General features: G+C 57.8%; 10 protein-coding genes. 4 read left to right on the plus strand and 6 right to left on the minus strand.

Features of this window, described 5'->3' with window-relative positions; all coding sequences use genetic code 11:
* Positions 1-101 precede the first annotated feature (101 nt).
* Positions 102-2,030, plus strand: coding sequence for a uroporphyrinogen decarboxylase (hemE, locus tag Pan97_RS00530; RefSeq protein ID WP_144969733.1), 1,929 nt, complete (start codon positions 102-104; stop codon positions 2,028-2,030).
* A gap of 246 nt (positions 2,031-2,276) precedes the next feature.
* Here the strand turns inward: hemE and Pan97_RS00535 are convergent, their stop codons facing one another.
* The 3 genes from Pan97_RS00535 to Pan97_RS00545 all read right to left on the minus strand — a co-directional run bounded on the left by Pan97_RS00535 (position 2,277) and on the right by Pan97_RS00545 (position 5,039).
* Positions 2,277-2,852 (minus strand): HYExAFE family protein, encoded by a 576-nt coding sequence (locus Pan97_RS00535; protein WP_144969735.1) that lies wholly within the window; start codon positions 2,850-2,852, stop codon positions 2,277-2,279.
* A gap of 97 nt (positions 2,853-2,949) precedes the next feature.
* Complete coding sequence (gene hisS, locus Pan97_RS00540; protein WP_144969737.1) at positions 2,950-4,302, minus strand: histidine--tRNA ligase; 1,353 nt, start codon at positions 4,300-4,302, stop codon at positions 2,950-2,952.
* A 302-nt stretch (positions 4,303-4,604) separates the two neighbouring features.
* Positions 4,605-5,039, minus strand: a complete 435-nt coding sequence (locus tag Pan97_RS00545) for a YkgJ family cysteine cluster protein (RefSeq protein ID WP_144969739.1) — start codon at positions 5,037-5,039, stop codon at positions 4,605-4,607.
* Positions 5,040-5,185: 146 nt separating this feature from the next.
* Between Pan97_RS00545 and Pan97_RS00550 the strand changes: the two genes are divergently transcribed.
* The 3 genes from Pan97_RS00550 to Pan97_RS00560 all read left to right on the plus strand — a co-directional run bounded on the left by Pan97_RS00550 (position 5,186) and on the right by Pan97_RS00560 (position 10,192).
* Positions 5,186-6,049, plus strand: a complete 864-nt coding sequence (locus tag Pan97_RS00550; RefSeq protein ID WP_144969741.1) for a formyltetrahydrofolate deformylase — start codon at positions 5,186-5,188, stop codon at positions 6,047-6,049.
* Between the two features lie 240 nt (positions 6,050-6,289).
* A complete protein-coding gene (locus Pan97_RS00555) occupies positions 6,290-8,926 on the plus strand; it encodes a diguanylate cyclase domain-containing protein (protein WP_165698543.1) in 2,637 nt (878 codons plus the stop codon).
* Positions 8,927-9,007: 81 nt separating this feature from the next.
* On the plus strand, positions 9,008-10,192 hold the full coding sequence (locus Pan97_RS00560) for a hypothetical protein (RefSeq protein WP_144969745.1): 1,185 nt from the start codon (positions 9,008-9,010) through the stop codon (positions 10,190-10,192).
* Positions 10,193-10,286: 94 nt separating this feature from the next.
* Here the strand turns inward: Pan97_RS00560 and Pan97_RS00565 are convergent, their stop codons facing one another.
* The 3 genes from Pan97_RS00565 to Pan97_RS00575 are packed head-to-tail and all read right to left on the minus strand — an operon-like array spanning position 10,287 to position 13,843.
* Positions 10,287-10,994, minus strand: coding sequence for a sulfite oxidase-like oxidoreductase (locus Pan97_RS00565; RefSeq protein WP_144969747.1), 708 nt, complete (start codon positions 10,992-10,994; stop codon positions 10,287-10,289).
* Positions 10,991-12,145 carry a GTPase gene (locus Pan97_RS00570; RefSeq protein ID WP_144969749.1) on the minus strand — a complete coding sequence of 385 codons (1,155 nt, stop codon included), beginning with the start codon at positions 12,143-12,145 and terminating at the stop codon, positions 10,991-10,993. Before Pan97_RS00570 ends, Pan97_RS00565 begins: the two co-directional genes overlap by 4 nt.
* A 6-nt stretch (positions 12,146-12,151) precedes the next feature.
* Positions 12,152-13,843 (minus strand): M3 family oligoendopeptidase, encoded by a 1,692-nt coding sequence (locus Pan97_RS00575; protein ID WP_144969751.1) that lies wholly within the window; start codon positions 13,841-13,843, stop codon positions 12,152-12,154.
* Between the last annotated feature and the right edge of the window lie 114 nt (positions 13,844-13,957).

Genomic DNA, 13,957 nt, shown 5'->3' on the forward strand with positions numbered 1-13,957 from the left:
ATGAATTGGGACGTTTGCCGTGTTCTCGATATCGTAGCGAACCCCCAGTGATTACCTGCCGGCCGCCCACCCCAATAGAGCTAGACGCGGATTAGATTTATATGCCAGAAAATGGAAAAAACTTCGCAGGCCTGAATGTTGCCTCGTTCGAGAGTCGTCGTGGTAAAGAAATGGCGGTGATCATCGAGAAGTTCGGAGGCGTTCCGCATGTGAGCCCTTCGATGCGCGAAGTGCCGCTGGAAGATAATCAGCCAGCTGTCGACTTTGCTAACCGGGTGATCACCGGGCAAATCGACATTGTGATTTTCATGACCGGGGTAGGATTTAACCACCTGCTGGCGGCCATTGATCGCAAGGTCGACAAGCAGCGATTTTTGGATGCCTTGTCCGACATCACCACGATCTGCCGCGGGCCGAAGCCGGTGGCCGCGATGCGGGAAGTGAATCTCACACCGACCATTAAAGTACCAGAGCCCAACACCTGGCGCGAGATTCTGCAAACCATCGACACCGAGATCCATATCGCCAATCAAACTTTGGTGGTGCAAGAATACGGCGTGACCAATGCCAGCCTGGTCGCGGGGCTCGAGGCTCGCGGCGCGCATGTCGAAACGCTGCATGTTTACGACTGGGACTTGCCCGAAGATATCGGCCCCTTGGCGGCGAACATCCAGAAGATGATCGACGGCAAGATCGACGTTTCGCTTTTCACGTCGGCCAACCAATTGAATCACGTCTTGAAGCTGGCCCAGAGGCAGGGGCAGATGGAAGCCTTTTCCGCCGCGCTTCGCGGAACCGTGATTTGTAGCGTGGGTCCCACGATGAGCGAACGCCTGCGTGACCTGGGCTACCCGGTCGACGTCGAGCCTGAGCATCCCAAGATGGGACCGCTGGTGGCGGCCGCGGCCGAGCGTTCGCAAGACATCCTGGTGCGCAAGCGCCAGATTCGCGCGGTCCTGGAAGAGACCACCAAGGCAGCGCTCAACAAAGAGGCACCCTGGTACAACAGCGCGTTTCTGAAGGCTTGCCGACGCGAGCCCACCGACTTCACGCCGGTCTGGCTGATGCGTCAGGCCGGGCGCTACATGAAGGAATACCGCGACGTCCGCGCGAAGACCACCTTCCTGGAACTGTGTGCCAATCCGCAGCTTTGCAGCGAAGTGATGTGCACGGCGGTTGAGAAGTTGGGAGTTGACGCGGCCATCATCTTCTCGGACCTGCTGCCGATCTTGCAGCCGATGGGTTTGGATCTGGAGTTCGCCAAGGGGGAAGGCCCCGTCATTCACAACCCCATTCGCGAAGCGGCCGACGTCGATCGCGTGCTGGAACTGGAAAGCACCGACTCGCTGCACTACGTCATGGAAACGGTCAAGCAAACGCGAGCCGACTTGCCGGCCGACATGCCGCTGATTGGCTTTGCCGGGGCTCCGTTCACGCTGGCCAGTTACGCCATCGAAGGGGGTGGCAGCCGCGATTACGTGAACACCAAGACCCTCATGTTCCGCGACCCAGGTGCCTGGCGAGAACTGATGGAACGCTTTGTCCGAGCGATTTCGCGATATTTGAATGCCCAGATTGCCGCCGGTGCCCAGGCGGTGCAGTTGTTCGATTCGTGGGCTGGAGCGCTCGGACCGGATGACTATCGCCGCTATGTGCTTCCATACGTGAAGGACATCGTCGCGCAGATTGCCCCAGGCGTGCCGGTGATCAACTTCGCAACCGGCAATCCGGCCCTGCTGCCGATGCTGGCCGAATCGGGCGCTGCGGTGGTTGGCGTCGATTGGCGCATTCGTCTGGACGTGGCCTGGGAAACGGTTGGCCACAATATTGCGGTACAAGGGAACCTCGATCCGGTTTCGCTACTGGCCGACCCGATGGAACTTCGTCGCCGCGCGAAGGACGTCCTCGACCAGGCTGCCGGGCGACCGGGGCATATCTTTAATCTGGGGCACGGCGTGATGCAGCAAACACCAGTCGACAACGCGCGGGCGTTAGTTGATATGGTTCACGAAATGAGCCAGCGGAAGTAATCCCTATCCGGTCGTGAGTCGTTCTTTTGCTTCGGAAAGAATAGCCACAGAGAGCACAGAGGACACGGAGAGGGGATTGTTAACCACGGATTTCACAGATAGACACGGATGAAATTCGGAAGTGTCGAAGACGAATCTTAGATATCTGTGTTCATCCGTGTAATTCGTGGTTAAAGTTCTTCCCTCTGTGCTCTCTGTGGCTAATCATTCCGATGAAGGACCATCGCTTGGATGGTCCTGATCTCTTCAGGCGATGGCTGGGGCTGTACTGGTGGATCGACGATGGTCGAAGTCACCGCCTGAGACGATGGGCGTGCGAAGGGTGACTTGCAGTGGTTCGGCCAGTTGGCGGAAGGCTTTGGTTGGCATCGACATCGTTTTCCAACGCGGCGAGATCTTCCGAGCCCAGGCCACGTACAAGTCGAGCCGGATCCCAATGAACGCATAGAGTCGGTCTTGATGCGGATACAACAAGTGGGACGGAACGGGGGCCATTTCGCCGACGACGTCGTACACAAAGACAAGCATCCCGCGAAACTGCGGACCCAACAGCCGCTGCCACTGCGACAGGCTTTGCAGGTCGTCGGTGGTGGTCCAGTTCTTCCAGTAGCGGTTCTTGCGACCGGAAGGGAATTTGCGTCCCTTCACGTCGATCAACCACGACATGTCGCTGCCGCTGGGGGTCGCGATGAAGTCCAGATTCTTCAACGAGCCAGCCCCGTACAGCGAGCGGCGCCGTTCGTCGACCGCGATGTAGGGGATCTTCTCGTCGCGCAAGAATGCCTCGAGTGCGACTTCATAGTGGTTCGTGCGGATCGTCATCGGTGTTGTCCTCGGGGTAGCTGCGAGGTGAGAAGCCGGAGATCTTTTCGTTGGCTTCAATATCGCAACTAGGGGTGACAACACCTTGTCACGGGGGTTATGCGGTGGGCCGCAGAATTTGCGAAATTCCCGCAATGAGTTCTTCGGCACCCCCCGCGAGGCTGGCGTCGATCGAGTCACCGGTCTTCAGATCCTTGACCTGACAGTGGTTCTCGGCCAATTCGCGATCCCCAGCGACGACCGCGACCTTAAACCCGCGACGGTCGGCATACTTCAGCTGCTGACCCAGCTTCTTGGCATCGGGATAGAGTTCGACGTTGAAGCCTGCCCCGCGAAGCGTCGCCGCGATCTTCAGGTACTGTTGCAAGCTGCTCTCATCGAAATAGGGAATGAAGACCTCAGCCGGCGTCGTTCGGGCTTCGATCTTGCCGAGTTCCTCCATGGCGGCCAGAAGTCGGTCGAGCCCCAGCGATGCTCCGATGCCAGGTAGTTCCTGGTTGGTGTACAAGCTGGCCAGGTCGTTGTAACGGCCGCCGCTGCAGACGCTGCCGATGCCAGGCAGCTCGCTGAGAAAGGTTTCGAAGATCGTCCCGGTGTAGTAGTCCAAACCGCGGGCAATCGAGACGTCGATCTGAAGCCGGTTGGCCGGGACGCCAGCGGCTGCGGTGGCCGCAGTCAACTCGCGGAGTTGTCCAACACCGATCTCGCCTTTCTCGCTGCCGGCTACCAGACTGTCGAGTGACGACAGGATCTCGTCGGTCGAGCCGCCAATTTCTGCCAGCTTCAAAACCTGGGCTGCTTGCTCGGCGGAAGCTCCGGCCGTTTCCTGCATTTCGGCGGCGACTTTCTCGGCACCGATCTTGGCCAGTTTGTCGAGCGCACGCAGGATCTCCGTCGACTTCTCCACCAGGTCGAGCTTCTCGAGCAAACCCGATAGCACCTGGCGATTGTTCACACGGACCGTGAAGCCTTCGAAGCCGATCGCCAGCATCAGGTCGTGAATGACCAGGGCCGTTTCGATATCGGCTACGATGCTCTTGGTGCCGATCGTATCGAAGTCGCACTGCATGAACTCACGGTAACGTCCGCGCTGGGTGTTCTCGCCGCGCCAGACGGTGGCGATGTGATAACGTTTGAAGGGCGTTCCCAGCTGGCCGATGTGCTGCGCGGCGAAGCGGGCCAGGGGAACGGTCAGGTCGAAACGCATCCCCACGTCTCGTTTGCCATGATCCTCGAACCGATACATCTGCCGGTCGGTTTCGTCGCTTCCCTTGCCCAGCAGAATCTCGGCATATTCCAGCGTGGGAGTATCGATCGGGGCAAAACCATACGAACGATAAACGCGGCGAGCCGTGCTGACCAACTCTTCGCGCGGCATCATCGCGTCGGGCAGATAGTCGCGAAAGCCTTTGAGCGTACGGGGTTGGATGAGCTTCTTCTTGTTGGACATGGGATTCGAGTTGGGTTGGTTCTGGTATCGTTTTCAGTTAGGACAGGGTAGCTTGGCAAGTGTTCGCCCAGGATGATGTTGTCGTTGTCTCGTCCCCTCTCCACCGTCTTCGGGGGAGAGGGTTAGGGTGAGGGGGCATGTTATCGGAGCGAAGGACAAAGGCGAAATGGGTTCCTATCCGTACGGAGTGAGAAAACCACCATTCTGGCCAACGTTGGTTCAGAAATCCCTCACCCTAGCCCTCTCCCTTCAAGGGAGAGGGGACAAGATTTACTGGGCCGGAACCTTCCGTTTGACGTGTACTAGCCCAGAATCGGCAACACGGGCGGCTTGGCACTTCGTAGGCTTTGCCCTGGGCGGCGAGGCGTGGTGGCTTCGGCGTACTCCCAGATTTGCTCTGGGGTCTCGAAGTACTTCTCGTAGCACCAATCGTCGTCGTATTCGCACGCTTCGGTCGTGTAATCGCGACAGATCTGCGGACGGGTCTCGTAGATGCCGCAGCGGTGATCGTCGAGCAGGTGCTTGCATGTAGTGTGCACCAGCAGATACCAAACGTCGTCGTCCAGAAAGACCGAGGCGCCCTCGTGCAGCAAATACCACCGGATGAACTCGAAATCGGCAAATTCGGTGGGCGTTTCAATCGGCAGGGCGAAGTAGCGGCAGCACTTGGCCGTGCAGTATTCGCACAGGTTCTCATCCGGCCCAAGATCTTCTCGGCGGACCTTTTTCTGGATCATTTTGCCATCCTCGGCGAATTGGTGGCGTTGTTAAGATGGTGGACTTCTTCGGACAAGGTAGCAAACCGGTGCTACAATGCCTAGTTCGGGTCGATAATCGAACCAGGTTCAATCGTTGTTTTCAGGACTCCATAGGTAGTTTGGCGATGCTCGTTGTGATCACCGCAGTCGGACCGGATAACGTGGGTTTGGCCGATCCGATTATTCACTATGTGACGGGTTTGGGGGCGAACATCGCCGAAATCCAGATGTACGACCATGACGAAGAAGCCGTCTTCGCCATGTTCCTGCGAGTTCACATCGATGCCGATCTCTACAACTCGCTGCGAACCGCATTGACCGAGATTGGCCGCCTGAAAAAGCTTTCCATCCGGGTCTGGTCCGCGGACGTCCGCCGCGACTGCCCACGGATCGCGATCTGCACGACCTACCGGCCTGAGCCAGCTCAGGCCGTGCTCGAAGCGATCGCGGCAGGGGATATTCACGCGATACCGGCGGTCATGATCGGAAACCGCGATAACTGCAAAGGGCTGGCTGAAAGCCACGGCGTCGACTGGCAGAACATCGGCGGCGAAAAGGGGGAAGCCAACGACGAGCGGATGATCGAAATCCTCGACGAATATGACGTCGACTACGTTCTGCTGGCGCGCTACATGCGCGTGCTGCCGGCAACCAGCTGCTGGAAATACGCCGGGGGACGGATCATCAATCTGCACCATGGACTTCTGCCCAGTTTTCCAGGCATTCGTCCGTACCACGATGCCAACGAGGTGCGGATGCTCACGTTCGGAGCAACCTGCCACTTCATCGTTCCTGAACTGGATGCGGGCAATCAGATCATCCATCAGGAAACGTTTTCCGTCGAACCAGGCACCAAGATCGAAGAAATCGTCCGAATCGGTCAGGAAGTCAACGAGCCTACTTGCCTGGTCGAAGGTCTGCGTCGCGTGGTAGCCGGAGAGGTGGAACTTCATTTCCACCGCGTAGTTCCCCGCAAGTCTCACGACTAGTTCCATCGGTCTTATTGGATTTAATCGACCGATTGCGCCGATTGTTTCGGCTGTGCTGGTCGTTTGGGGTATTTTTGGGTGGTATCCATGGCGATATTGGACCCGCGCCTCTTGCGACGCTCGTTAGGCGACCTAGGTTTCCTGGGACTCAAATTACTAGGAATCAACCATCGTTTTATTTCGCGCCAGATCTCAGGCACGATACGGTGGTTGGCCGAAATGGAGTATGGTGGGCAGGCCATGCATAATCGACTACTCGTGATTGAAAGCACGGAAGTGCACCGCAGGAAACTGCGCGAAGTACTCGGCGAACATCACGAAGTTCACATTCTGGAGAGCGTGGAAGACATCCACCGATCGATCGAAGAAGTTCAGCCTGCGCTGATCTTGCTCGATTATCATCTGCGCGATGACTCGGCTTTGGAAGTTTGCCGAGCGATTCGCCGCGAGTTCGCGGACCGACAGATTCAACTGCTTGTCATGGGGGAAGAGTTGAATGAATCGCAGCGTTTGGAAATGTTCGCCGTCGGTGCCGATAACGTCCTCGACAAATCGATCGGGCGATTGGAGTTAACTGCCAAGATTGACGTGTTGATGCGGCTGCATAACGCGCTGATGCGTGCCACGACCGCCGAACGGAAGCTCGAGAATTATTCTCACGAATTGGAGCGGATCGTCGAAAACCGCTCGATGGCGATTCAAGCGACTCAAGATACCGCCGTGTTCGCGCTGGCCAAGCTGGCCGACTCGCGCGACACGGAAACGGGCGAGCATCTCGTTCGCATGCGTGCCTATTCGCAGATGATCGCCGAACAACTGCGGATCAGCGGTCCTTACCAGGACGCGATTAACGATTCGTTTCTGCAAGATCTTTTCCGGTCCAGCCCGCTGCACGACATCGGTAAGGTAGGCATCTCCGACGCCATTTTGTTGAAGCCAGGCAAGCTGACGGCGGAAGAGTTCAACGCGATGAAGCAGCACGTTCGCATTGGGGCGGAAACGCTGCAGGAAGCCGCCAAGAGCAGCCCCAGCGGGTCGTTCTTTCACATGGCCGCCGAGATCGCTCGCTATCATCACGAACGCTGGGACGGCGGAGGCTACCTGGAAGGATTGAAGGGAACCGATATCCCCCTGGCAGCCCGGATCGTGAGCGTGGCCGACGTATTCGACGCCCTGTCGAGCAAACGCGTCTATAAAGATGCCATGAGCGCCGCCGAGGCGCGAGCACTAATCTGCGAGGGGAGCGGAAACCATTTTGATCCAGCCATCGTGACTGCCTTCGAGGAAACCTTCGACAAAATCGAAGCATTCTCTGCCGAACAGCATAGCGTGGTCCGTTTTCTAAACGCCGCTTCGGGACAAACGGCCAACTATCACTGGGGCAAGCATCAAGTCGTGACCGAGCTCAGTGGCGAGAACGCGGTGGTCATCACCGACGGTACTCCTTCCATCGGGCTGATCATCAAATGGCTGCAAAGCGTCGGGATGAAGGTACGCACTTGCGGCGACTATGCCTCGGCCAAAAATCTCATTCGCGAAGAGTGCCCGATGGTCGTGATCAGCGACTGGGGACAAAACCGGGCCGCCGCCGAAGTTTTTTGCCGTTGGATCCGAGAGGAACGTTTGCCTCGGTATGTCTTTACGATGGTGGCGGCAGAGCAGGGAATGATTACCGATCCCACGCTGGCGTATCGCGTGGGGATCGACGATGTGATCTCGCATTCCATCAGCCGCGAAGAACTCCTGTCGCGCATCAATTCAGCCGGTCGCGTCATCGAATTGGAAAACCATCTTCGCACGGTTGAGCGAAACGATCCGCTGACCGGCCTGGCTACGCTTCGTTACTTGAACGACCAACTCAAGCGCGAATGGGTTCGCGCTCGCAACTACCACTTGCCGATCTCCTGCATCGTCATCGATATCGACGACTTCAGTGAAATCAATCGCGACTATGGTGTCGAAGCTGGGGACATGGTCTTGCAACAGCTGGCCCAGACGATCACCGTTCAGGGACGCCAGGTCGATTACCTGTGTCGCCTGGATAGCGACCGGCTGCTCTTGGTATTGCCGGAATGTGCTGAAGTGAATGCCTACCGCGTGGCGATGCGAATTGAAATGCTCGTCGACAGGATGGTGGTGGAGGCGAATGGCCAACAGATCCCGTGCTCGGTGAGCATGGGGGTCGCCCAGCGGAACAATGACGTGCCCAACCTGGAAGCACTGATCGATAACGCGGAGATCGCGTTGAAAGTTGCCAAAAGCCTGGGCAAGCGTCATGTCGTCTGCCTGGGGAACTGCCAGCAATCCGCCGGCTTCATGGCAGCCGAAGACCATGTACGTGAACGCCTGGAACACCTGGCCGTTTCCGAGATCATGACTTCTCCGATCCTGACCATCAACCAGTCCGATACGATTGCAATCGCCACGCAGATGCTCATCAGGGAAGGGTTCAATTCGGCGCCTGTCGTTGACGAAAAGGGTTACCTTGTCGGCGTGATTTCCGAGAAAGACCTGATGCAGGCCTTCCGCCGACCCGAGGGGGGCAGCACGCTGGTATCGGTCGCGATGCGCCGCGAAGTGGTACATTTCGATGAATCCGATCCGGCGATTCATGTCTATGAATATCTCAGTCAGGCTGCGATCCGGCGGGTAGTTGTGGTCAAGGACCGGCGCCCCACCGGCGTCATCAGCCGTGGAAACTGCCTCCGCTGGGTCCACCGACTCGACGTTGAAATGGGACTAGCCGATCCGAGCAAGCAGGTGGCTGCCTTTGATTCGGGAGCCATGGAAACGGCTACGCTCGGCCAGATTCGCGACATGATTAATGGCATCAATCACGGCGCAACTCCCGGCTGCGTCAACGGTCTAAATATCTAACCGACGGCGTGTTGCTATTCATCGCCGGTGCTGCTTGTTACGATACGTGATGTGTGATTCATCCGTTTTATCGCGTGTCCTATGGGGTTTTCCGTGGTTTCGCAGGAAGTCTTCGACCAGTTCCGTCAGCAAATCCAAGAATCAGGCAGTTTGGCGGCGATCGAAAATATGATCGAGTATTTCCGTCAGGAGAAGCAGCACGTTCAGCTGTTCGAGATGTACAAGCTGCGCGCGAGGGCCAGGCTGGGGTTGCCACTGCTGTTTCCCGGCGTCTCGGAAGATCTCACCGAAGAGCAGCGAACGCAACTGGAAGATGCCCTGGTGGAAGCCTGCGACGAAGTGGGCCGTTTGCTGTTGGATGCCGGTCAGATTCGCGAAGGGTGGTACTACCTGCGACCGGTCGGCGACAAGGCTCCGGTCATTGAAGCTTTGAAAGAGGCCGAGGTCGACGAGGAAAACATCGAAGACCTGATCGAAGTCGCTCTGTACGAAGGAGTGGCCCCTGAGATCGGCTTCCGCTGGATGCTCGAGCATTATGGCACGTGCAACTCCGTCACCACGTACGAACAACAACTGGCCGGCATGCCGCCTGCCGCTCAGCAGCCGCTGGCCGCACTGCTTCTCGATCACGTGTATGACGAGCTGATGGGGACCGTCATCGCCGATATTTCGCATCAAGAGGGAACCGAGCCGCAAGAGAAGACCCTCAGTGAGATCATTGCCCCACGCGACTGGTTGTTTGCCAACTCAGCCTATCATATCGATACCAGTCACCTGGCCGCGACGGTTCGCTTCGCGCGCGTGCTGCGCGACGAATCGCATCTTCGCAAAGCGTTGGAGCTGGTCGACTACGGTTCGCGTTTGGATCAGGCGTTCCAGTACGAACAGACGCCGCCGTTCACCGAGTTGTACCCGAGTCACAAGGTCTACTTTCAGACGCTATTGGGCGAAGACGCCGACGCTGGATTGGCTTACTTCCGTGAAAAGGCCGAAGCGTCCGACATCCGCCGTGAAGGTTCGCTGGCGATCGAGACCTACATCGAGCTTCTCTCGCGCCTGGGGCATCACGAGGAAGCATTGGAAGCGGCGTTGAAGATGATCCCGCCTGGCATTCATACCATTGGCATTTCGCCCAGTTTGATCGAGCTGAGCCAGAACGCTGGAAACTTCGAGCGATTGGCCGAACACTCGAAAGAGCTGGGGGACCCGCTGGGCTACGCGACGGCACTCTTGTTTGCCAAGCGAGAAGCAGGCGAGAACGATTGACGTCTGCGCACCCAATCCGATAGGGGCGACCAACGGAAGTCCCGGAATTCGTGGCGAAATGGCTGGCAGAAGCATTCGATTTTATGCGCAGACATCAATAAATTCCTTCCGGCTCGCCTGTCCAGCCGGCGGGAAGCTGGCCGTCACCGAAACGCTGCTCTTTCCACGGGTCGCCGACGTTGTGGTAGCCGCTTTGTTCCCAATAGCCAGGCTTGTCGGTCGCGCTCAATTCGATCGCTTTGATCCACTTGGCGCTCTTCCAGGCATATAGCTTCGGGATGATGCCCCGAACAGGCCCGCCGTGATCGGCGTTGATCTGCATGCCGTCGTGCATGTCGGCCAGCAGGGCATCTTCGCTCAGGAATTCTTCCAGCGGAAGGTTGGTCGTCCAGCCGTTGTCGTACCCATGGCAAATGACGAATTGGGCTTCCGCCTGAACGCCTGCCTGTTCTAACAGATAGCGTGTTGAGACCCCTTCCCATAGGTTCCCCAGTCGCGACCACTGGGTCACGCAGTGAAAATCGGAGAAGACTTTCACGCGCGGCAGTTCCTGAAACTGCTGCCAGTTGAACGACAACTTCCGCTCGACGAGCCCAAACACTTCCAGCGACCAGGTTTCTTTTGATACCTCAGGCACAATCGTCGCATGCAATACGGGCCACTTTTTGGTGCGTGTTTGCCCCGGCGGAATGCGGTTTTCTCGGAACGTGTCGCGACTGATGATCACGTCCTCCACGTCCGCATGATGGTGCGGGGCAGGGGGGTGCTCTTTTTGGTACTTGGCGCGGTCGTGCTCGTTCATGCTTTTAACAGTGTCTGGATCGTTTGCAGGGCTTCGTCTCTCTGGCGATGTTGCACCTGCTGGTGCAATTGCCGAAGACCTTCGACCTGACGAGCGGTGAATGGTAGCGGCTGGTGTGCCTGGGGGACGCAGGGAATCAGGTGCGAAACGATCGACGAGATCAACTGCGGCACCCCTTGGCCGGTTACCGCACTGGTGGCCAGCATTTCACCAGAATCTGGCATACGCAGATCACTCGCTAGGTCGATCTTGTTGACCACGTGCAGGGCGGACGGAAGCTGCTGGAGTGACTGGTCCAGTTCGTCCGGCTTTAGGTCGGCGGCGTCGTGCATGACGATGACCAGGTCGGCCGTCTTCAGCGCGGCTTTCGCTTTGGCGATGCCTGCCTGTTCGATCTCGTCGTCGGAAATACGTATGCCGGCCGTGTCCGAGAACTGCACCGGCCAACCGTCGAGGGCCGTGGTCGCGTGCAGTACGTCACGCGTCGTACCTGGCATGTCGAGCACGATCGCCCGGTCGTAGCCGACGATCTTGTTGAGCAGACTACTCTTGCCGACGTTGGGCGGTCCGGCGATGACGATCAGCCAAGGCTGCGTCAAATGCTTGCCAAAGGGGGCCAGCGACAACAGAGGATCTAACTTCTGCTCGGCAGCTTCGAAATTCGCTTGATCGAGAAGATTGCCGACCGCAACGATTTCTCGGCTCAGAGCCCCATGGGCCTGGTCGAGCAGATGCAACGCGGCCTGGGACGTGACGGCCCGGGGAAGTTCAAGCTTCGCCTCGGCCACGATCGCGTCTTCCTGCTGCGAGGTCATTCGCGATTGCCATGACTCGATCTGGCAGCCAGCCGAGGCCAGGTGCTGTAAGATCCGTTGACTTGCTTGAACGCCTCCATGGCAGTGGACTTCGACTAAGTCTTCGGCAAGCTTGGCGACAACTAGTTCTTCGCCTACCGGCTCTTCTTCGCCCTGCCAGTGGCCTACCAGAATGCGTCCGATTTGGGCGTCGCGCAGCCCGACCTTGCCCAGGCTTTTAAAGAAGCGATCGGCCAGTGCAATCGCTTCCGGTCCCTGGACGGAAACGGTCGCGATGGCCCCGCGAGCCGGCGGGGTCAGAACGGCGGCTGTCGTTGGCGCAATAATACCTGGCATCCGATTCTATAGCCCGAGGAACTTGCTGGCCTGACCAGCCACTTCGCTCAAGCTGCCCGACTGGAAGGGACTCTTCAGGTCGGCGCTTTGGGCGAGTTCCTGAAACGGCAACGTGCCTCCCCGAGCGCAAAGGCTCAGGTAATCTTCCATGGCCTGGTCGAAGTTTTGTTGCGATCGAACCCAGAACTGGAGGGCACAGCATTGCGCCAGGGTGTAGTCGATGTAATAGAACGGCGACATGTAGATGTGCCGCTGCTTCTGCCACCGTCCGCCTTCGGGCAAGTGGGGAAGATCACCGAACTGCATGTGCGGCAGGTACAGCTCTTCCAGTTCACGCCACTTGGCATTGCGTTCGCTCGGCGTCATCTCGGGGTGGTTATACACTTCGTGCTGGAAGTGGTCGACCGCGACGCCGTACGGCAGAAACAGCAGCCGCGACGCGAGATGGATCTTGCGGAAACGATCCGCCTGGTCACCGAAAAACTTCTCCATGTGCGGCCAGCAAAGGTACTCGAGGCTCATCGAGTGAATCTCGCACGACTCCATGGTTGGCCACACGTTATCCAACAGCGGCAGCGACATGCTCGCATAGCATTGATAGGCATGTCCGACTTCGTGGGTGAAGACTTCGACGTCGCCAAGCGTGCCATTGAAGTTGGCGAAGATGAACGGCACGCGCTGGTGCAGTAGACTGGCACAGAAACCGCCCCCTGCTTTCCCGGGGCGGTTCTTCAGGTCCATCAAGTTCTTATCCTGCATCAGCTGGAAGAACTCGCCCAGGCGCTCGTCCATGCCGTCGAACATGGCTTGAGCTTGTTCGATCTGATGTTCGTAGGTTCCTTGCGGACGAGGATTTCCTTGCGGATCATGGATCGCTTCGTCCCAGTACATCAGTGGATCGAGCTCCAGCAGTTCCCCTTGCCGCTTGCGAATCTCGGTGCACAGGGGGACGATCTTGTCGATTACTTCCTGGCGGTATTGCTGGACATCCTGCTCGGTGTAATCGATGCGCGACATCCGCTGATACGCCAACTGGACGAAGTTCTCGTACTTCAGCTTCTTGGCAATCTGATCGCGCAGCTGGACCATCTTGTCGTAGATCTCGTCCAACTCGGCGCGGTTCTCGGCAAACCAGCCCCACATGGTCGCCAGGGCCGAGTAACGCAGGGTGCGGTCGTTGTCTTCGGCGTATTCGACGATGCCGGATAGATTGGTTTCCTTCCCTTGGAACGTGAACGTCGCGCTGGCCAACAGCTCGTTGTACCTGGAAACCAGCTTCGCTTCTTCGACCAGGTCGTCTTCGATGACGGGATCGAACGAGCGGACCTGGCACTGCCACAACGCGACGGCCTGGGCGCCGAATCGCTCGACGATTTTCTCTTGGCGATGCTCGACCAGCAGCAGCTTTTTGATTTGCACGTCGAGATCGGTCAGCTTCGGATGGATCTCGTCGAGACGATCCATGGCCGCTTTGAAGGCCGCGTTTTTGGTGTCTTGGTTGAAGCGGATCTCGGTCAGATTGCACCACGAATCGAGCTCGCGGCGCACATCGTCCCAGCGCTCGAGCCACTGAAACAGCTGTTCTCCACGGCCATCGTTGCCGTTGAGGTCTTCAATTCCCCGCGCGATCTCGGCATAGCGCGTCTTGAGCTGCGCGAGGTCGGGCTCGGGAAGTTCAAGCTTGCTAAAGTCGTCCATTCCAATGGTCCTACAGCTGAATAAGTGGGAAAAATCTAGATTCTACGGTAACGATGGGTGCGTTTGACTTTGGGGTCAGGCTAAGACATTATGAAAGGCACACTCTTCCTCGTT

The organism is Bremerella volcania (assembly GCF_007748115.1).
Classification (GTDB): Bacteria; Planctomycetota; Planctomycetia; order Pirellulales; family Pirellulaceae; genus Bremerella; species Bremerella volcania.